This is a genomic window from Pantoea sp. GABEPS69, assembly GCF_045780835.1.
GTDB classification, from domain to species: domain Bacteria; phylum Pseudomonadota; class Gammaproteobacteria; order Enterobacterales; family Enterobacteriaceae; genus Pantoea; species Pantoea septica.
This window is the reverse complement of sequence record NZ_CP118618.1, coordinates 3,569,051-3,589,361: the sequence shown is the minus strand read 5'-3', so window position 1 is coordinate 3,589,361 and position 20,311 is coordinate 3,569,051. Positions and strand designations below refer to the sequence as shown.

The window sequence follows — 20,311 nt, the reverse complement described above, 5'->3', positions numbered from 1 at the left end:
GGATGCCTTAAGCGACTTTGCGATCGGGCCAGACTACCCGCGACCGCACCTTTCTTCAGAATCAGGCAAACTTCGCCAGCAGCTGCTGCAATTGCGGCCCGATCTGCTCGAACATGCGCGGCGAGATAATCTCGACGTGGGCGCACGCCAGCGGCCGCACCTCAAGCTCACCCACATAGGGCGCCCATGCGCGATGCGCATCCTGACCCGGCTGCTGCGTCTCGGTGGCGAGGAACAGCGTGGCGCGACCGCTGAAGCGCGCGCTGCGCGCCGTCGCCAGCAGCCGCACCGAGCTGGCGTAGTTGGCCTCGATGGCGTCGAACATCGCCTCCAGGCCTTCGCCCGCCTGCTGACGCTGGGCGGCGACAAACTGCTCGCGCTCACGGTTCACCTCTTCCAGCACCGCCGGATCGAGCTGATTCTTGCCGCGCTTCTCGTCCCAGTTCTGCGTCTCCGGCGGCCAGGTGTCGAGCAGGCCGAGGAACGCCACCTCTTCGCCCAGCGCCTCCAGCCGCGCGGCGATGCCCTGCGCCAGCGTGCCGCCCAGCGAATAGCCGAGGAAATAGTAGGGGCCCTGCGGCTGCTGCTGGCGCAGCGTGGCGAGATGCGCGTCGCACACCTCATCGAGATGCGCCGCCTGACTGAGCGGGCCGCTGGCGTCGGGCGACTGAATGCCGACGATAGACCAGCGCGCGTCGAGATAGCGCTGCAGAATGCTGAACTGCCAGGCGAAGCCGGACGCGGGATGGAAGCAGAACAGCGTCGGCCCACTGCCGACACGCAGCGGCAGCACCGGCTCGAAGCCGGCGGTTTGCGCCGTCTGCGCATCGCTCAGCAGCGCCGCCAGCTTCTCAACCGTCGAGGCGACCATGATCTGGCCGACGGAAACCGGCTGCTTCAGCTGGCGCCGCAGCTGCGCCGCCAGCCGCATCGCCAGCAGCGAGTGGCCGCCGAGGGCGAAGAAATCCTCCTGCGCGCCGACGCTGTCGCGTTCCAGCAGCGCGGCGAATGCCTCTGCCAGCTGCGTCTCCAGGCCCGGCAGCGGGGCGCGGCTCGCGTCGCCCGCGCGACTTTGCGGCAGCGGCAGGGCTTTACGATCCAGCTTGCCGTTGCTGCTGAGCGGCAGCGCCTCCAACGTGACGATCGCCACCGGCACCATATGCGCCGGCAGCTGCTGCGCCAGCGCGGCGCGCATCGCCTCGCTATCAACGGCGCGGTCTGCCACCACATAGCCCACCAGCTGGCGCGCGTCGCCCTGCTGCGCGCCGGCGTTGCCCAGCACCACCGCGTGGGTGACCGCCTGCTGCACGCCCGGCAGCGCCGCCAGCGCATGATCGATTTCATTCAGCTCGATACGCTGTCCGCGGATCTTCAGCTGATCGTCGCTGCGGCCCAGATACTCTACCGCGCCGTTCGCCAGCCAGCGCGCCACGTCGCCGGTACGGTACATGCGCGTGCCGTCGCCGAACGGATCGGCGACGAAACGGCTGGCGGTGAGATCGGGACGATCGAGATAGCCGTGCGCCAGCTGCACGCCGGTAAGATAGAGATCGCCCGCGACGCCTGGCGGAACCGGCTGCAGGCGCGCGTCGAGGATGCGCAGGCCGGTGTTCCAGACCGGGAAGCCGATCGGCACGCTGGCGCCTTCCACCGCCGCCAGCTCCGGGCCGAAGGCAGGGTAGTAGCTGACGTCTACCGCCGCTTCGGTGGGGCCGTAGAGATTATGCAGCGGCGTCTGAGTCAGCGCTTCCCACTGGCGCGACAGATCGGCCGGCAGCGCTTCGCCGCTGCAGAAGACGCGGCGCAGGCTGGCGCAGCGCGCCACCGCATCCTCGTCCTGCAATGAGGCGACGAAGGCCGCCAGCATCGAGGGAACAAAGTGGGTCGTGGTGACGCGATAGCGCGCAAAAAGCTGCTGCAGCGCGTCGGGATCGCGGTGCGCCTCCGGCGGCGCCATCACCAGCTGCGCGCCGGTCATCAGCGGCCAGAAAAATTCCCAGACCGAGACGTCGAAGCTGCTGGGGGTCTTCTGTAACACCACATCCGTGGCATCGAGCGGGTAGCTCGCCTGCATCCACAGCAGACGGTTGACGATCGCCTCATGACTGACCAGCACGCCTTTGGGACGGCCGGTCGAGCCGGAGGTATAAATAAGATAGGCGCCGTCCTGCGGGCGCGGCGGCTGCCCAGGCGCGGGCGCGGCGACGCCGGGCAGCAGCGCGTCGTAGAAGAGCGGAGCAACCGGCGAAAGAGCGGCGAAGCGCGTCGCCAGCGCGCGGCTGACGATCAGCGTCTTCGGCGCGGCGTCCTCCAGCATCATCTGCAGACGGTCGTCGGGATAGCCGGTATCCAGCGGCAGGTAAGTAGCGCCGACGCTGACGATCGCCTGCAGCGCCAGCGACAGAAAGACCGCGCGCGGCAGCGCCACGGCGACGATATCGCCGCGCCGCACGCCGCTGGCGATCAGCTGCTGTCCCAGCGCCTCGACCTGCTGCCGCATCTCGCGGTAGCTGAGCCGGTGGCTATCGTCCGCCAGCGCGGGCGCGTCCGGGGTGCGCCGCGCCTGCGCCTGCAGCAGGCTGTCGAGCGTGGCCGCTGGCAGCGCCATCGCGGTCTGATTGATGCTCTCCAGCTGCTGATGTTCCGCTTCGGTCAGCAGATCCAGTTCGCCGCAGGGGCGCTCCGGCTGCGCCGCCAGCTGCCGCAGCAGCAGATCGAAACGGCTGGCGTGCTGCGTCAGCGTTGTTTCCTGATAGCGTTCCGCATTAGCCAGCAGCTCCAGCGTCAGCTCGCCCTGTTCGCTGAGGTAGATCGCGATCTCGAGGTCGCGCACCGGCCCGGAGGCGAGCTGATGCGTTATCCCTTCCACCCCGTTGAAGTCGAGCTGATAGTCGAACATCTTCAGGTTGATTACCGGGCCGTAAAGCGGATCGCCGTCGCCGAGCCGTCCGGCGTCGCGCTGCACCTGCTCGGCGTCGAAGCGCTGATGACGACGCATCTTTTTCACTTCTGCGGCCAGCTGGCGGGCCAGCGCGCCGAGCGGCTGAGCGGGATCGTAATGCACCGCCATCGGCAGCACGTTAATCACCGGTCCGGTGGCGCAGAGCGCCGCCGAGCCGATGCGGCGCATAAAGATAAAGCCGGCGGCGAAATCGTTCTGGCCGCTCAGGCGCGCCAGCCACAGCGCCACCAGCGCAAAGGCGGCGTCAGCCGCGCTGACCTCCAGCTGCTGAACCAGCGACTGAAAGCGCGCACTCTCCAGTGAGAAAGTGTGACGCAGCAGCGCGGTGCTGGCGCTCTGTCCGGCCAGCGGCAGGGAAGAAATCGAGGCGGGCGGCGGCAGCTGCGCGCTCTTTTCGCGCCAGAAGTCGCGATCCCGCTGCCAGTTCGGCGAAGCCTGATAGCGCTGATACTCCTCTACCACCTCGCTGAAGGGCGTAAAAGGCGTCGGTTCCGGCGTTTCGTTGCGCATCCACGCGGTATAGAGGTTAGCGATGCGGCGCGTCAGGGCGGTAAAGCTAAAGCCGTCCACCACCAGATGATGATAGCGCTGATACCAGAACCAGCGCTGCTCTCCCAGCCGCATCAGCTGGTGATGCCACAGCGGCGCGCCGCTCAGCACGCGCAGATCGCCAGCCATATCGACGCGCATCAGATGGCGCGCGGCGGCCTCTGGATCGGCGTGCTGACGCAGGTCGACGATCTCAGGCAGGAGAAAGGTTTGCGGCGACAGCCACTGCACCGCCTCACCCTCAAGCTCGCCGAACGCCATGTTTAGCGTATCCGCCTCTTGCATTCCAGCGACGATCGCCTTGCTCAGCAGCGCGCTGTCCAGCTCGCCTCGCAGCTCGACAAAGTGCGCGACCGCATAGGCGTTAGTCTGCTGCGACAGCTGGTCGGCCATCCAGATGCCGGGCTGCGCCGCCACCAGCGGCAGGATTTTCTGGTCGGTATGGTATGGGTTCATCAGCGTCTCAGACATGGTCGCTCCGGTGCGTGCTCGGGTGGGCCGGGCGAATATCGCGCCAGTTCGCGTTGAGCCAGCTCAAACATTCCGCCTGCGGCTGCGGGCCGAAGAGGCAGCGCCAGCCAGCGGGCAGGGCGCGAAAAGCGGGCCAGAGGCTGTACTGCTGGCGATCGTTGATCAGCACGAGACAATCCTGCTGCGGATCGTCAAAGGGATTAGGTTGCATATCGGTCTCCTGCCCGCAACAGTCGGGCTAGCCAGGCGATTTAAAGAAGATGTTGCCACATTGCTTTCAGTCCATTGAGCAGCCCGCCGCGCCAGCACAGCGCGTCGTGGCCCCCGTCGACCGGATGAAAAACGACCTGATGCCCTGCGGCGGACAGGTCCTGTTGAAGCTGCTGGTTTGCTTTGAATATCAGCTGTTCGCGGCGTCCCGCTTCCAGATAGATGCGCGATGGCGCGAGACGGTATTCGCCCTGCTGCAGCTGCTGGATCAGCCTGCCGTTGGGCTGACCGCGTTCCGGCCACCAGAACGAACCGGAGAGGCTGATGGCGCCGCCGAAATGGTGCGGCCAGTTAAGCGCGGCGTAGACGGACGACAGCCCGCCGAAGCTCTGCCCGCTCACCAGCGTCTCAGCGGCGCTGACGCGATGCGGCGCCCAGCCCTGCAGCTGCGGCAGCAGCTCTTCCTGCAGGGCCAGCCAGAAGTCGGGATTGCAGGGCAGTTCGCGGCTGCGGTGTTCGCGGTCGATGATATCGATCATGACGTAGACCGCCGGCGGGAGTTCGCCAGCGTCGGTGAGCTGTTGCAGCGGCCAGGCGATCGGCATGCTGTTAGCCCAGAACTGGCCGTCCAGCAGCAGCGCCAGCGGACGTGCGGTCGGCTGCGCGTCGCCGGTGGCGTAAATCCACACCGAACGGCGATTGCCGAGGCGCGCGCTGTGCCAGATATGATGCTGAAGCGGCAGCGCGGGCGCGCGACCGCTGTCGACCGCCTGCCAGACGCGCTGATCGGGCGCGTCCGGCAGATGCAGCGGCGAGACATGCATGCCGCGTCCGCCCGCCCAGCCGCGCTGCGGGTTCAGCGCATCCGCCTGCGCGGTGGGGAATTTTTCGCGCCACCAGGCGCGCAGGGTCGTCATATCCGGCTCGCCCTCAAAATCGGCGGGATCGCTGTCGGGCATCAGGCAGTAGCTGCCGCGCCAGCTGGCGGGCAGCTGCGTGCGCCAGAACCAGACGTCGGTGCCAGGGATGCGGCTAAGCGAGCGGGGCGCGGCGCGCTGATGATGATCGGTGACGCCGGTGATATTGATCCAGACGCGACGGGTAGAGGAGGTGGCTTCGCTTCCCTGCGGATCGCGCCAGAAAAAGGTGACGGCGCATTCACCGCGCCCGGCGGGTTCGATTAAGGGAAGACCCTGCTGCTGTAATGTTCGCCACCAGGATTCACTGCCGGTTTCGTTGGTTAACCACGTCATAGAGAGCTTATTTACTGGGCCAGAAGCACCTGAAGGTGCGCGGATGTTATGAAGAATACTATTGATAATTATTTGCATTTGCAATAGGGTGTTTTCCGCTCCGACATCAAGGAGCGCGCGCGTTCCGCCAGCCTCATCCGCCTGTATTGTCAGACAGATGTTCCGCAAAGGAGAGCCTGGGCGCGGCTGGAATGCTTGCTCGCAAGGAAAGACTCTTTTACCGGCGCGCCCGCAGGAGACGGTGAGGTTTCCGCAGGCAATCCAGGAATATAAAAAATGCCTACATTATCCCGTTTGTCATTAGCCATTCTCATTGAACTCGGCCTGGCCGCGACCAGCGTGCAGGCTGCCGACACCAGCACTGCTTCAACTGCCGACGTCGGCGATACCCTGGTGGTCAGCGCGGCGCAGCAGAACCTGCAGGCGCCGGGCGTCTCCACCATCACCGCCGACGAGATTAAAAAGCGACCGCCTGCGCGCGACGTATCGGAGATCATCCGCACCATGCCGGGCGTCAATCTGACCGGCAACTCCACCAGCGGCCAGCGCGGCAACAATCGCCAGATCGATATTCGCGGCATGGGGCCGGAAAATACTCTGATCCTAGTGGACGGCATGCCGGTCTCCAGCCGCAACTCGGTGCGTCTCGGCTGGCGCGGCGAACGCGATACGCGCGGCGACACCAACTGGGTGCCGCCGGAGATGATCGAACGTATCGAGGTGATCCGCGGGCCGGCAGCGGTGCGCTACGGCAACGGCGCGGCGGGCGGCGTGGTGAATATCATTACCAAAAAGTATGACGACAAGCAGTGGCACGGATCCTGGAACGCCTATTACAACGTGCCGGAGCATAAGGACGAGGGCGCGACGCGCCGCACCAACTTCAGCCTGGAAGGGCCGCTGGGCGACGACGTCAGCTTCCGACTCTACGGCAACCTGGCGAAAACCCAGGCGGACGCGTATGACATCAACGAAGGGCATGCGGCGGACCGCACCGGCACCTACGCCGGCAGCTATCCGGGCGGGCGCGAAGGGGTGGTCAATAAAGATATCAACGCGCTGCTGCGCTGGGCGTTCGCGCCGATGCAGGCGCTGGAGTTTCAGGCGGGCTACAGCCGTCAGGGCAACCTCTATGCTGGCGACACCCAGAACACCAACACCAGCGCGCTGGTGAAAAGCCTGTATGGCAAAGAGACTAACCGCCTCTATCGGCAGAACTTTGCAGTGAAGTGGACCGGCGCCTGGGATAACGGCATCAGCACCAACAGCTACGCGCGCTATGAAAATACCCGCAACTCGCGCATCAACGAAGGGCTGGCGGGCGGCACCGAAGGCATCTTCTCCAACAGCGGCTTCAATACCATCGAGCTGGACGATGTGCTGCTGCACAGCGAAGTCAGCGTGCCGTTCGAGATGCTGGTAAATCAGACCGCCACCCTCGGCATCGAGTGGAACCAGCAGCGGATGAAAGATCCTTCGTCGACCACGCAGGCCGCCTCTAACGGCGCGGTGCCAGGTATCGCCAGCAGCGGACGCAGCCCCTATTCGCAGGCGGAAATTTTTTCGCTGTTCGCCGAAGACAATATGGAGCTGACCGACAGCACCATGCTGACGCCAAGCCTGCGCTTCGATCACCACTCTATCGTCGGCGATAACTGGAGCCCGTCGCTTAACCTTTCCCAGGGCTTAGGGGACGATTTCACGCTGAAGATGGGCATCGGGCGCGCCTATAAAGCGCCGAGCCTTTATCAGACCAACCCCAACTATCTGCTCTACAGCAACGGCCAGGGCTGCGCGGCCAGCACCGGCGCCTGCTATCTGCAGGGCAACAGAGACCTGAAAGCGGAAAACAGCATCAATAAAGAGATTGGCCTGGAGTGGAAGCATGAAGGCTATCAGGCGGGGCTGACCTGGTTCCGCAACGACTATCGCAACAAGATCGAAGCGGGCTATGGGCCGTCCGGCAAAGCCTCGAACGGCACCACCGACATTTATAAGTGGGAGAACGTGCCGAAAGCGGTGGTGGAAGGGCTGGAGGGCTCGGTGAATATTCCCGTGACGGAGAGCATCGCGTGGAATAACAACTTCACTTATATGTTGCAGAGCAAGAATAAAGAGACCGGCGATCGCCTGTCGATTATTCCCGACTATACGCTCAACTCAACGCTGAGCTGGCAGGCGACGCAGGATTTGTCTCTGCAAACCACCCTGACCTGGTACGGCAAGCAGGTGCCGAAGAAGTATGATTACAAAGGCAATGCCGTTACCGGCAGCGCGACCGATGAGGTGAGTCCTTACTCAGTGGTCGGCCTGAGCGGCACTTATGACGTTAATAAATACGCCAGCGTGACGCTCGGCATCGACAACCTGTTCGATAAGCGCCACTACCGCCAGGGCAACGCCCAGACTACCGGCAACGCCAACACCAACTCTTATCTGTATGGCGCGGGCGCGAATACCTACAATGAGTCTGGCCGTACTTATTACGTCAGCCTGAATACGCACTTCTAATCAGTTAAGCCGTAACGGCAGCACGCAGCGGGCAATCAGCCCGCTGCGATCGCTGCGATTGATCAGCTTTAGCTCGCCATAGTGCATCTGCAAAATACGCAGCACGATATTCAGCCCCAGGCCGCTGCCGCCGTAGCGCTGATCGCGACGGCGAAACGCTTTGGTCAGCTCTTCCGCCGCATCGGGATCGATGCCTGGCCCCTCATCAATCACGCTGAGGACGATATGGCCGTCGCTCTCTTCGAGCCTGATTTCAATCTGACTCTCCGTCGGGCTATAGCGCGAGGCGTTCTCCAGCAGATTGCGCAGCAGCAGACGCAGCAGCACCGGTTCGCCCTGGCTTTGCGCCACCGCCTTGTCCGGCCAGCTAAGCTGCTGCTGACGCAGTTCAACCAGTTCGCGCATCTCCGGCTGCAGCGGCTGCAAAATGTCCGCCTGCCAGTGAATCGCCTGCGCATGCCCGCTGGCCAGCGCCTGGCTGGCGCGCGCCAGCATCAGCAGCTGCTCGACGGTATGCATCAACTGATCGATACGCGCCACCAGCATTTCGCTGTGCGGCACGCCCTGCTGCTGCAACAGCTCAAGATGCAGGCGCAGTCCGGCGAGCGGGGTGCGCAGCTCATGCGCGGCGTCCGCCGTGAAAAGCCGCTCCTGCTGCAGCGTGTGATCGAGGCGCGCCAGCAGCTGGTTAATCGCGCCGGTTACCGCCACCACCTCTTCCATATCGGACTGAATGGCGAGCGGCGTCAGGTTGTCGGCGGAGCGCTGCGCCAGGCTGGTCTGCAGCGCGCGCAGCGGACGCACGATCCAGCTAATCGCCCAGAAGGAGAGCACCAGCGTCAGGCCGACCATGACGACAGAGGGCAGCAGCAGCGAGGCGATCGCTTCGCGGATCTCATTTTCGACGCGATCGTTGCGCGCCTTAGCGGAGAGGGTTTCGTTGACGAGAAAGCTGATCTGCTCGCGGCTTTCGTGCCACAGCCAGAAGGCGCTCATGATCTGACAGGTGAGCAGAATCAGCGCCAGCATAATCAGCAAGCGCTGACGCATGCTGTTCATTCGCGGTTCTCCAGCCGGTAGCCGACGCCGCGCACGGTTTTAATGCGATCTTTGCCCAGCTTGCGGCGCAGATTATGGATATGCACCTCTAGCGTGTTAGAGCCGGTATCGTCCTGCCAGCTGTAGAGATCCTGCTGCAGCGTTTCGCGATGCACATTTTGTCCGATGCGCATCAGCAGACGCGTCAGCAGCGCGAACTCTTTGGGCGTAACGTCAAGCGGCTGATTCTCCAGCAGCACCTGCTGCGAAGAGAGGTTCAGCGTAAGATCGCCCTGGCGCAGCAGGTTATCGCTGTGGCCCTGATAGCGGCGGATCAGGGCGCGCACGCGCGCCTGCAGCTCCGCCAGCGCCAGCGGCTTGATCAGATAGTCGTCGGCGCCGGCGTCGAGCCCCTCCACGCGATCGCTGAGCGCGTCGCGCGCGGTCAGGATCAGCACCGGCAGATCGACACCCGCTCGCCGCCACTGCCGCAGCAGATCGCCGCCGTCGCGATCCGGCAGGCCGAGATCCAGCACGATCAGGCTGTACTGCGCGCTGTGCAGCAGCGCGTCCGCCTCGGCGGCGCTGGAGGCGCAGTCAACGGCGTAACCCTGGCTGCTCAGCGCCTGGCTCAGACCGCCCTGCAGCAGTACATCGTCCTCAACGATCAATATTTTCATGCGTTAGTTGTTCTGATAGATATCCCGATAGAGACGGCTCTCAAAGCGTACCAGCGGAATACGCCGCGTGCGCTGGTCCTGCGGCGGCACCGCATAGCCCGACAGGTACTGCACAAAGGCGACGCGCGCGCCGCTGGCGGTGGTGATAAAGCCAGCCAAATTATAGACACCCTGCAGCGAGCCGGTTTTCGCCGACACTTTGCCGTCCACGCCCGCCTCGTGCAGGCCGCCGCGATATTGCAGCGTGCCGTCGTGGCCCGCCAGCGGCAGCATGGAGATGTAGTCCAGCGTCGCGTCGTTTTTCGCAATGTACTGCAACACCTGCATCATGGTATCCGGCGCGATGAGGTCATGGCGCGACAGCCCCGATCCATCCACCTGAATGCTGTTGCCTAAATCAATGTTGGCTTTCTCGCGCAGGATACGGCGGATAGCGTCCGATCCGGCGCGGAAGGTGCCGGGCACGTTGAAATAGTGATGGCCGATAGTGCGGAACACCGTGTCGGCAATCATGTTGTCTGACTTTTTCAGCATAGTATGCAGCAGCGAATGCAGCGGCGCGGACTGGGTGGACGCCAGCACGGTGCCCGGCGACGTGACCTGCGTCTGGCGTACCAGGTGACCGCTGTAGTCGATATCAGCCTGACGCAGCTCCTGCTTCAGGATCTCTCCGGCCCAGGCGGCGTCGTCCTGTACGGCGAACGCCAGCGGCAGCGGCTCCGCGCGCTGGCGCATGCAGCCGGTCAGCGTATAGCGGTTGAGCTCGCCCGGCACCACGTCCAGCTCGCAATACTGCGCTTCGCCGCTGTTGCGGCCGAGGGTGCGCACCTGGCTGAACATATGGGCGGGGTAGTAAGAGGCGATACGCACGAAGGCGGTTTCGCCCGGCGTGCTGGCGCTGTAGAGCGACACGGAGAAGCAGTTTTTATCGACGATAGCGGCGCCTGGCGGCGCGCTGAAGCACTGCGTCAGATCGTTCCACGGCCAGCCCGGCGCCATGTCATGGCTGGCGAACACCGAGGTGTCGATCACCAGGTTGCCTTTGATATGGGTGACGCCCTGCTTTTTCAGCGCGGCGACCATATTGCGCAGATCCTGTCGACCCAGCGTCGGATCGCCGGCAAAGCGCGCGACCAGATCGCCGTTTAGCGTGCCGTCGCTGATGGCGCCTTTGGTTTCCAGCGTAGTCTGGAAGCGATAGTCGCCGCCCAGCTCCAGCAGCGCCGCCAGCGCGGTAATCACCTTCATGGTGCTGGCGGGCAACGCCATCTGTTTGCCGTGATAATCGATTATTGGGGTGCTGGCGCCGATTTTCTGCACCATCAGCGCCAGATTGGCGCCATCCGGCAAATACTGCATGTATTCATCTACGGGCGCTGCTTGTGCCTGCAGCATAAACGCACAGGTTAGTCCGGTAACAAGTCGTGAAAATCGCATAATCTCGCGGTAACTGGCAGGTGAAGCCGTCAATACTACGTCCCGCAGCGGTGGAAAGTAAACGATGACCCGCAGGGAACTCTGGGTTAAAATACGTATCAAAATGCAAAACCAGATTCTGGCCTGGAACCTTTTCCGGGTCAGGATTCTTTTATTTGCAAAACGAGGGTCAGGCCCTGCAGAACCGGTTTTTCTGTGGACACTGGTCAGGATGACGCCGTTAAAACAGGAAAGAGAGCGAGGAGCTTAAATGAATCAGATTCCGATGACGTTAAGGGGCGCCGAAAAGCTGCGCGAAGAGCTGAACGAGCTGAAAACCGTTAAACGCCCGCGCATCATCGCCTCAATCGCTGAAGCACGTGAGCACGGCGATCTGAAAGAGAACGCGGAGTATCACGCCGCGCGCGAAGAGCAAGGGTTTTGCGAAGGTCGTATTCAGGAGATCGAAGCCAAGTTGTCTAACGCGCAGGTTATCGACGTCACCACCATTCCGAACAACGGCCGCGTGATCTTCGGCGCGACCGTAACCGTGCTCAACACCGATACCGACGAAGAGTCGACCTATCGCATCGTGGGCGACGACGAAGCGGACTTTAAGCAAAATCTGATTTCGGTCAACTCGCCGATGGCGCGCGGTCTGGTAGGAAAAGAGGTGGACGATGTGACCATCATCAAAACCCCGGGCGGCGATGTTGAGTATGAAATTCTTAAAGTGGAATACCTTTAAGAGAGAGCTACGCTTTGAAAAGCGTCGAAGCATTATGTAAAGAATGGAAAAGGCCGCGATGCGGCCTTTTAACCCATGCGGGAGCATGGCACTTTCTCTGGCCGGTTGCCCGGCGACGCCTTTAGCGCGGCAGAGAAATCTTGCTCTCTTTAGAAGGGCGATACAGCACCAGCGTTTTGCCGATCACCTGCACGTTGCCGGCTTTGGTCTCACGCACGATAGCCTCAACGATCAGCTGTTTGGTTTCACGGTCTTCCGAGGCAATTTTCACCTTGATCAGTTCGTGATGTTCCAGCGCGGATTCGATTTCGGCCAGCACGCCTTCGGTCAGGCCGTTGCCGCCGATCATGACCACGGGTTTCAGTGGATGGGCGAGGCCTTTCAGGTGCTGTTTTTGTTTGGTACTTAGATTCATCGTATTTTTTGCTTACTCAGGGATTGAAAACGGTTCATTCTACCGCCATCTCGGGGTTATCACCAAATCAACGCAACCCATTGCGTGCAGGTTTATCGCTGCGATGACGATTTAGTTGAGAAAATTATGACGGGTAAAAAGCGTTCGGCCAGCTCCAGCCGCTGGCTACAGGAACACTTTAGCGATAAATATGTGCTTCAGGCACAGAAAAAGGGGTTGCGTTCGCGCGCCTGGTTTAAACTTGATGAAATACAACAGGGTGACAAGCTTTTCAAACCCGGTATGACCGTGGTAGATCTGGGTGCGGCGCCCGGCGGCTGGTCGCAGTATGTGGTCCAGCAGATCGGCTCTTCGGGACGCGTTATCGCCTGCGATATTCTGCCGATGGATCCTATCGTCGGCGTCGATTTCCTTCAGGGCGATTTTCGTGAAGAATCGGTGATCAAGGCGCTGCTCGATCGCGTAGGCGATCAAAAAGTGCAGGTGGTCATGTCGGATATGGCGCCCAACATGAGCGGGACGCCGGCAGTCGATATTCCCCGGTCGATGTATTTGGTTGAACTGGCGCTCGAAATGTGTCGGGATATCCTGGCGCCGGGCGGCAGTTTTGTAGTGAAAGTGTTTCAGGGAGATGGCTTCGATGAATACCTGCGGGAAATTCGCTCCCTGTTTACGAAAGTGAAAATTCGTAAGCCGGACGCTTCGCGATCTCGTTCGCGCGAAGTGTACATTGTGGCGACAGGGCGCAAACTATAGCCCAATTGATGAAGTTGCAGCCCACCAGCCGCGATTCCATGTATGAAGGATATATAGTACCCTACGCTGTCTGTTAACACCGTTGTAATATGAGGTTAATCCCTTGAGTGACATGGCGAAAAACCTGATTCTCTGGTTAGTCATCGCGGTCGTGCTGATGTCAGTATTCCAGAGCTTTGGGCCCAGCGAGTCGAATGGCCGTAGGGTTGATTATTCAACCTTCCTGTCGGAAGTGAACCAGGATCAGGTCCGCGAGGCACGTATTAACGGGCGTGAGATTAACGTAATCAAGAAAGACAGTAATAAATACACGACCTACATTCCTGTCAATGATCCCAAGTTACTCGATAACCTGTTGACCAAAAACGTCAAAGTGGTTGGCGAACCGCCGGAAGAGCCGAGCCTGCTGGCTTCGATCTTCATCTCCTGGTTCCCGATGCTGCTGCTGATTGGCGTGTGGATCTTCTTTATGCGCCAGATGCAGGGCGGCGGCGGCAAAGGCGCGATGTCCTTTGGCAAAAGCAAAGCCCGTATGCTGACGGAAGATCAGATCAAAACCACTTTCGCTGACGTGGCAGGCTGCGACGAAGCGAAAGAGGAAGTGGGCGAACTGGTCGAGTATCTGCGCGAACCGAGCCGCTTTCAGAAGCTGGGCGGTAAAATCCCGAAAGGCGTGCTGATGGTGGGCCCGCCAGGTACCGGTAAAACCCTGCTGGCGAAAGCGATCGCAGGCGAAGCGAAAGTACCGTTCTTTACCATTTCCGGTTCCGACTTCGTGGAAATGTTCGTGGGCGTCGGCGCCTCTCGCGTACGCGACATGTTCGAACAGGCCAAGAAAGCCGCACCGTGTATCATCTTTATCGATGAGATCGACGCCGTCGGTCGTCAGCGCGGCGCAGGTTTAGGCGGCGGTCACGATGAACGTGAACAGACCCTGAACCAGATGCTGGTTGAGATGGACGGCTTTGAAGGTAATGAAGGTATTATCGTTATCGCCGCGACTAACCGTCCAGACGTTCTCGACCCGGCGCTGCTGCGTCCAGGCCGCTTTGACCGTCAGGTCGTCGTGGGTCTGCCGGACGTGCGCGGCCGCGAACAGATTCTGAAAGTGCATATGCGCCGCGTGCCGCTGGCGACCGATATCGACGCCGGCATCATCGCGCGCGGTACGCCGGGCTTCTCCGGTGCGGATCTCGCTAACCTGGTGAACGAAGCGGCGCTGTTTGCCGCACGCGGCAACAAGCGTGTGGTATCGATGGTTGAGTTCGAGAAAGCGAAAGACAAAATCATGATGGGTGCGGAACGTCGCTCCATGGTGATGACGGAAGCGCAGAAAGAATCCACCGCATACCACGAAGCGGGCCACGCGATTATCGGCCGCCTGGTGCCGGAACACGATCCGGTGCACAAGGTAACGATTATTCCGCGCGGACGTGCGCTTGGCGTGACCTTCTTCCTGCCTGAAGGCGACGCTATCAGCGCCAGCCGTCAGAAGCTGGAAAGCCAGATCTCTACCCTGTACGGCGGTCGCCTGGCTGAAGAGATTATTTACGGTGCGGAACACGTTTCCACCGGCGCCTCTAACGACATCAAAGTGGCCACTAACCTGGCGCGCAACATGGTGACGCAGTGGGGCTTCTCGGAAAAACTGGGTCCGTTGCTTTATGCGGAAGAAGAGGGCGAAGTGTTCCTCGGCCGTTCCGTGGCGAAAGCGAAACATATGTCTGACGAAACCGCGCGCATTATCGACCAGGAAGTTAAACACCTGATCGACAGCAACTACCAGCGCGCGCGCCGTATTCTGAGCGAGAACATGGACATCCTTCACGCGATGAAAGACGCGCTGATGAAGTATGAAACCATCGATGCGCCGCAGATCGACGACCTGATGGCGCGCCGCGAAGTGCGTCCGCCAGCGGGCTGGGAAGATCCGGGCAGCAATTCCGACAGCAACGGCACGCCGAAGGCGCCGCGTCCGGTCGATGAGCCGCGCACGCCGAATCCTGGCAATACCATGTCAGAGCAGTTCGACAAATAACAGGGTTTCACCCTTGCAAAAACCCCGGCTGGTCCGGGGTTTTTTACATCCGTAATCAGGTAATCAGAGGAGATTTTCCCCATGAAGTTGTACGCCCGTGATACCCATCTCGATCTGTCGTTTCCCCATGTGATGGGCATTTTGAATGTCACGCCGGACTCCTTCTCCGATGGTGGAAAACATCACACGCTGGTCGAGGCGCTGACGCATACCAATGAAATGGTTAACGCGGGCGCCACCATTATCGACGTCGGCGGCGAGTCGACCCGTCCGGGGGCGGATGAGGTAAGCGTCGACGAGGAGCTGGCGCGCGTTATTCCGGTGGTAGAGGCGATTGCGCAGCGTTTCGAGGTGTGGATTTCGGTTGATACCTCAAAAGCGGAGGTTATCCGTGAAGCAGCGCGAGCGGGCGCTCACATTATTAACGATATTCGCTCGCTCTCTGAACCCGGCGCGCTGGAAGCGGCGGCGGCGGCAGATTTGCCGGTTTGCCTGATGCATATGCAGGGCGAGCCGCGCACCATGCAGCAGGCGCCTGAGTATTGCAATGTGGTAAGCGAAGTGGATGCTTACTTCGTGCATCAAATCGCGCGCTGCGAGGCTGCAGGCATCAAAAAAGAACATCTGCTGCTCGACCCTGGCTTCGGTTTCGGTAAGAATCTCAACCACAACTATGAACTGCTGGCCCACCTTAGCCATTTTCACCATTTCGGGCTGCCGCTGCTGGTGGGCATGTCGCGCAAATCTATGATTGGTCAGCTGTTGAACGTCGGGCCTTCGCAGCGTCTGACGGGCAGCCTGACCTGCGCAACGATCGCCGCGATGCAGGGCGCGCAGATCATTCGCGTACATGACGTAAAAGAGACGGTCGAGGCGATGCGCGTTGTCGAAGCGACACGGAGAGCAAAAGGATAATTAAGGCATGAGTAATCGTAAATATTTTGGTACAGACGGCATTCGCGGCAAGGTTGGCGAAGCGCCGATTACCCCTGATTTTGTACTAAAGCTGGGCTGGGCGGCGGGAAAAGTGCTGGCGCGTCACGGCTCACGAAAGGTGCTGATCGGTAAAGATACGCGTATCTCCGGCTATATGCTGGAGTCGGCGCTGGAAGCGGGCCTGGCGGCGGCGGGCTTGTCCGCCGCCTTTACCGGCCCGATGCCGACGCCCGCCATCGCCTATCTGACGCGCACCTTCCGCGCCGAAGCGGGCATCGTCATCTCCGCGTCGCATAACCCGTTCGACGATAACGGCATTAAATTCTTTTCTGCCGAAGGCACCAAGCTGCCGGACGAGGTAGAAGAGGCGATTGAGCTGGAAATGGAGAAGCCGCTGACCTGCGTCGAGTCCGCCGAGCTGGGGCGCGCCAGCCGTATCGTAGACGCCGCCGGCCGCTATATCGAGTTTTGCAAGGGCTCCTTTCCGAGCGAGCTTAGTCTTAACGGCCTGAAAATCGTGGTCGACTGCGCGAACGGCGCCACCTACCACATTGCGCCGAACGTGCTGCGCGAGCTGGGCGCCACCGTTATCGCTATCGCCACGCAGCCCGACGGCATGAATATCAACAAAGAGTGCGGCACGACCGATCTGCGTATGCTGCAGCAGCGCGTGCTAGCGGAAAAGGCGGATATCGGCCTGGCTTACGACGGCGACGGCGACCGCATCATGATGGTCGACCATTTAGGCGAGAAGGTCGATGGCGACCAGATCCTGTATATCATCGCGCGCGAAGGGCTGCGTCAGGGCCAGCTGCGCGGCGGCGTGGTCGGCACCCTGATGAGCAATATGGGCCTCGAGCTGGCGCTGAAGCAGCTCGGCATCCCTTTCGCCCGCGCCAAAGTGGGCGACCGCTACGTGCTGGAAAAGATGCAGGAGAAGCAGTGGCGACTCGGCGCGGAGAACTCCGGCCACGTTATTCTGCTGGATAAAACCACCACCGGCGACGGTATCGTAGCAAGTTTGCAAGTGCTCACTGCAATGGTGCGCAACCATATGAGTCTGCATGACCTGTGCAGTGGCATGAAGATGCTGCCGCAGGTGCTGGTAAACGTGCGCTTCAGCGGCACGAACGACCCGCTGGAAGACGAGACGGTAAAAAGCGTGACGGCGGAAGTGGAAAAGACGCTGGCCGGACGCGGACGCGTGCTGCTGCGTAAATCGGGTACCGAGCCGTTGATTCGCGTGATGGTCGAAGGGGAAAACGAAGCGCAGGTTACTGAGCTGGCGCATCGTATCGCCGAGCAGGTCAAAGCGGTTTAAGGCATGAACGGCGGACGGTTTTACGCCGATCCGCCGTTAAAATCATCAGGATGGCGCTTTTTTCCGCAGTCGATCGCGGCGAAGAAAATTACCCTTGCAGAGGGGTGCGCCTTTGGTTAGTATTCACACCCGCTTCTGATGGGTGATGACGACACGGCCCATCTATACTGGCTGAAGCTTAACTGTGCGGTTATCGCGCAAGGAAACAGGTTGATTATGTACGAAGCTCTTTTAGTTATCTTCCTTATTGTAGCCATCGCCCTCGTGGGTTTGATTATGCTGCAGCAAGGTAAAGGCGCTGATATGGGAGCCTCATTCGGTGCAGGCGCATCCGCAACGCTGTTCGGTTCTACGGGTTCAGGTAACTTCATGACTCGCATGACCGGCATTCTCGCGGCGCTGTTCTTCATCATCAGCCTTGTTCTGGGTAACCTGAACACCAATAAGACTTCAAAAGGAAGCGAGTGGGAAAATCTGTCAGCGCCGGCGCAGTCAACGACTCAGCCAGCACAACCGGCAACGCCGGGTAACGATATCCCGAAATAAGTTCGTCATGCTTGCGACGCGACAGATTCAAGTCGTGGTCTGAACAGTGCCGAGGTGGTGGAATTGGTAGACACGCTACCTTGAGGTGGTAGTGCCCGATTGGGCTTACGGGTTCAAGTCCCGTCCTCGGTACCAAATCTGGTTTTACTTGCAAATATCGCAAGATCAGCGTAACATTCGTCACGTTTTCGGACGCGGGGTGGAGCAGCCTGGTAGCTCGTCGGGCTCATAACCCGAAGGTCGTCGGTTCAAATCCGGCCCCCGCAACCACTTTCCCTTAGAGTTCTTTTTCAAATATACTGTGTGCATCGACGGGCGCATCGCAGCGAGTTTTGAAAAAAATTCTTCTGGACAGTGCCGAGCCGCTTAGCGGCGTACAGGGTCCAGTCACAAAAAGCCCCGAATTTTCGGGGTTTTTTGTTATCAGGAAATCGCAACACTGGGCTATTAAGCCCTTTTTTTATGTCTTGGGGGTGGGCTTGTCCACATTAGAGCAAAAATTGACAGAGTTGGTATCGGCTCCGGTAGAAGCGCTCGGCTACGAACTGGTCGGTATCGAATTCGTTCGCGGTCGCACATCAACCCTGCGCATCTATATTGATAGTGAAGATGGCATCAATGTCGATGATTGCGCGGATGTCAGCCACCAGGTAAGCGCGGTGCTGGATGTGGAAGATCCCATCACCGTGGCTTACAACCTTGAAGTCTCCTCACCGGGACTGGATCGCCCGATGTTTACCGCGGAACACTACGTGCGGTATACAGGCGAAGAAGTCAGTCTGGTCCTGCGTATGGCGGTACAGAACCGTCGTAAATGGCAGGGCATCATCAAGTCGGTCGACGGCGAGATGGTGACGGTGACCGTTGAGGGTAAAGACGAGGTGTTCGCGCTGAGCAATATTCAGAAAGCGAACCTGGTCCCCCACTTTTAAAAGTCCGGATTGAGGCTAACCAGGATGAACAAAGAGATCTTAGCTGTTGTAGAAGCCGTTTCTAACGAAAAAGCCCTGCCGCGTGAGAAAATCTTCGAAGCGCTGGAGAGCGCGCTGGCAACTGCAACCAAGAAGAAGTACGAGCAAGAGATTGACGTTCGCGTCAGCATCGATCGCAAAAGCGGCGACTTCGACACCTTCCGCCGTTGGGAAGTGGTAGAAGAAGTGACGCAGCCGACGCGCGAGATCACGCTGGAGGCAGCCCGCTTCGAGGATGAAGCGTTCAATCTGGGCGATTACGTTGAAGATCAGATCGAATCGGTCACCTTTGACCGTATCACGACCCAGACCGCGAAGCAGGTTATCGTGCAGAAAGTGCGCGAAGCCGAGCGTGCGATGGTGGTCGATCAGTTCCGCCAGCACGAAGGCGAAATCATCACCGGCGTGGTGAAGAAAGTGAATCGCGACAACATCACTCTTGATCTCGGCAGCAACGCCGAAGCGGTGATTTTGCGCGAAGATATGCTGCCGCGTGAGAACTTCCGTCCGGGCGACCGTATTCGCGGCGTGCTTTACGCCGTACGTCCGGAAGCGCGCGGCGCGCAGCTGTTCGTGACCCGTTCCAAGCCGGAAATGCTGATCGAGCTGTTCCGCATTGAGGTGCCGGAAATCGGCGAAGAAGTCATCGAAATTAAAGCGGCGGCTCGCGATCCGGGTTCACGCGCTAAAATTGCGGTGAAAACCAACGACAAACGCATCGATCCGGTCGGCGCCTGCGTCGGTATGCGCGGCGCGCGCGTACAGGCTGTTTCCAGCGAACTGGGCGGCGAGCGTATCGATATCGTGCTGTGGGACGATAACCCGGCGCAGTTTGTTATTAACGCCATGGCTCCGGCCGACGTGGCGTCAATCGTGGTTGATGAAGATAACCACACCATGGATATCGCTGTTGAAGCCGGCAATCTGGCTCAGGCGATCGGCCGTAACGGCCAAAACGTGCGTCTGGCTTCCCAGCTGAGCGGCTGGGAGCTGAACGTGATGACCGTCGATGATCTGCAGGCGAAACACCAGGCCGAAGCGCATGCTGCTATTGATATGTTTACTAAACATCTCGACATCGACGAAGAGTTCGCCACCGTACTGGTGGAAGAGGGCTTCTCTTCGCTGGAAGAGCTGGCATACGTGCCGATCAACGAGCTGCTGGACGTTGATGGTCTGGACGAAGAGACCGTAGAAGCCCTGCGTGAACGAGCCAAAAATGCGTTAACCACCCTGGCGCTGGCGAAAGAAGAGAGCCGTGGTAATCAGGAGCCCGCTGAGGATCTTCTGAATCTCGACGGCCTGGATCGTACGCTGGCGTACCGCCTGGCGGCGAAAGGCGTTTGCACGCTGGAAGATCTCGCCGAGCAAGGTGTCGACGACCTGACGGATATTGAAGGGCTGAATGATGAGCAAGCCGGCGCGCTGATTATGGCCGCGCGAAATATCTGCTGGTTCGGCGATGACGCGTAATAACAGGAAGGAACAGC

At 60.3% G+C, this 20,311-nt stretch carries 16 protein-coding genes and 2 tRNA genes; 11 read left to right on the top strand and 7 right to left on the bottom strand.

What is annotated here, in order from left to right; genetic code table 11:
- Positions 1–61: 61 nt before the first annotated feature.
- The 3 genes from PVE98_RS17500 to fes are packed head-to-tail and all read right to left on the bottom strand — an operon-like array spanning position 62 to position 5,445.
- Complete coding sequence (locus PVE98_RS17500) at positions 62–3,982, bottom strand: enterobactin synthase subunit F (protein WP_096072485.1); 3,921 nt, start codon at positions 3,980–3,982, stop codon at positions 62–64.
- Positions 3,975–4,193 carry an MbtH family protein gene (locus PVE98_RS17495; protein WP_096072486.1) on the bottom strand — a complete coding sequence of 73 codons (219 nt, stop codon included), beginning with the start codon at positions 4,191–4,193 and terminating at the stop codon, positions 3,975–3,977. The genes PVE98_RS17500 and PVE98_RS17495 overlap by 8 nt, the downstream gene beginning before the upstream one ends.
- A gap of 40 nt (positions 4,194–4,233) precedes the next feature.
- Positions 4,234–5,445 carry an enterochelin esterase gene (fes, locus tag PVE98_RS17490; RefSeq protein ID WP_096072487.1) on the bottom strand — a complete coding sequence of 404 codons (1,212 nt, stop codon included), beginning with the start codon at positions 5,443–5,445 and terminating at the stop codon, positions 4,234–4,236.
- Between the two features lie 276 nt (positions 5,446–5,721).
- Here fes and PVE98_RS17485 point away from each other — a divergent pair, with 276 nt between their 5' ends.
- Positions 5,722–7,956 (top strand): TonB-dependent siderophore receptor, encoded by a 2,235-nt coding sequence (locus tag PVE98_RS17485; protein ID WP_096072488.1) that lies wholly within the window; start codon positions 5,722–5,724, stop codon positions 7,954–7,956.
- Here the strand turns inward: PVE98_RS17485 and pmrB are convergent, their stop codons facing one another.
- From pmrB to dacB, 3 genes are read right to left on the bottom strand one after another with little or no spacing between them, the layout of a single operon-like run.
- Positions 7,957–9,015 (bottom strand): two-component system sensor histidine kinase PmrB, encoded by a 1,059-nt coding sequence (gene pmrB, locus PVE98_RS17480; RefSeq protein ID WP_407568527.1) that lies wholly within the window; start codon positions 9,013–9,015, stop codon positions 7,957–7,959.
- Positions 9,012–9,674 (bottom strand): two-component system response regulator PmrA, encoded by a 663-nt coding sequence (gene pmrA / locus PVE98_RS17475; protein WP_033749300.1) that lies wholly within the window; start codon positions 9,672–9,674, stop codon positions 9,012–9,014. Before pmrA ends, pmrB begins: the two co-directional genes overlap by 4 nt.
- Before the next feature lie 3 nt (positions 9,675–9,677).
- Complete coding sequence (dacB, locus tag PVE98_RS17470; protein ID WP_048785414.1) at positions 9,678–11,111, bottom strand: serine-type D-Ala-D-Ala carboxypeptidase; 1,434 nt, start codon at positions 11,109–11,111, stop codon at positions 9,678–9,680.
- Positions 11,112–11,361: 250 nt separating this feature from the next.
- On the opposite strand from dacB, the gene greA reads away from it, so the two are divergent.
- Complete coding sequence (gene greA / locus PVE98_RS17465) at positions 11,362–11,838, top strand: transcription elongation factor GreA (RefSeq protein ID WP_033749304.1); 477 nt, start codon at positions 11,362–11,364, stop codon at positions 11,836–11,838.
- 121 nt (positions 11,839–11,959) lie between these two features.
- Here greA and yhbY read toward each other — a convergent pair whose 3' ends face one another.
- A complete protein-coding gene (gene yhbY / locus PVE98_RS17460; RefSeq protein WP_033749305.1) occupies positions 11,960–12,253 on the bottom strand; it encodes a ribosome assembly RNA-binding protein YhbY in 294 nt (97 codons plus the stop codon).
- A gap of 126 nt (positions 12,254–12,379) precedes the next feature.
- Here yhbY and rlmE point away from each other — a divergent pair, with 126 nt between their 5' ends.
- The 9 genes from rlmE (at position 12,380) to nusA (ending at position 20,294) form a co-directional block, all read left to right on the top strand.
- Positions 12,380–13,009: a 23S rRNA (uridine(2552)-2'-O)-methyltransferase RlmE gene (rlmE, locus tag PVE98_RS17455; protein ID WP_033749635.1), complete on the top strand. Its 630-nt coding sequence runs from the start codon at positions 12,380–12,382 to the stop codon at positions 13,007–13,009.
- Between the two features lie 112 nt (positions 13,010–13,121).
- A complete protein-coding gene (ftsH, locus tag PVE98_RS17450; RefSeq protein ID WP_033749306.1) occupies positions 13,122–15,047 on the top strand; it encodes an ATP-dependent zinc metalloprotease FtsH in 1,926 nt (641 codons plus the stop codon).
- An 81-nt stretch (positions 15,048–15,128) separates the two neighbouring features.
- On the top strand, positions 15,129–15,962 hold the full coding sequence (folP, locus tag PVE98_RS17445; protein WP_096072491.1) for a dihydropteroate synthase: 834 nt from the start codon (positions 15,129–15,131) through the stop codon (positions 15,960–15,962).
- Positions 15,963–15,969: 7 nt separating this feature from the next.
- Positions 15,970–17,304 carry a phosphoglucosamine mutase gene (glmM, locus tag PVE98_RS17440; RefSeq protein ID WP_407568526.1) on the top strand — a complete coding sequence of 445 codons (1,335 nt, stop codon included), beginning with the start codon at positions 15,970–15,972 and terminating at the stop codon, positions 17,302–17,304.
- A gap of 216 nt (positions 17,305–17,520) precedes the next feature.
- Entirely contained in the window at positions 17,521–17,850 is a 330-nt protein-coding gene (gene secG / locus PVE98_RS17435) for a preprotein translocase subunit SecG (RefSeq protein WP_033749638.1), read from the top strand.
- 48 nt (positions 17,851–17,898) lie between these two features.
- Positions 17,899–17,985: transfer RNA gene (locus PVE98_RS17430), tRNA-Leu, on the top strand.
- 58 nt (positions 17,986–18,043) lie between these two features.
- A tRNA-Met gene (locus PVE98_RS17425) sits at positions 18,044–18,120 on the top strand.
- A gap of 209 nt (positions 18,121–18,329) precedes the next feature.
- A complete protein-coding gene (gene rimP / locus PVE98_RS17420) occupies positions 18,330–18,782 on the top strand; it encodes a ribosome maturation factor RimP (RefSeq protein WP_033749310.1) in 453 nt (150 codons plus the stop codon).
- A gap of 24 nt (positions 18,783–18,806) precedes the next feature.
- Positions 18,807–20,294, top strand: coding sequence for a transcription termination factor NusA (gene nusA, locus PVE98_RS17415; protein WP_033749311.1), 1,488 nt, complete (start codon positions 18,807–18,809; stop codon positions 20,292–20,294).
- Positions 20,295–20,311: the final 17 nt, after the last annotated feature.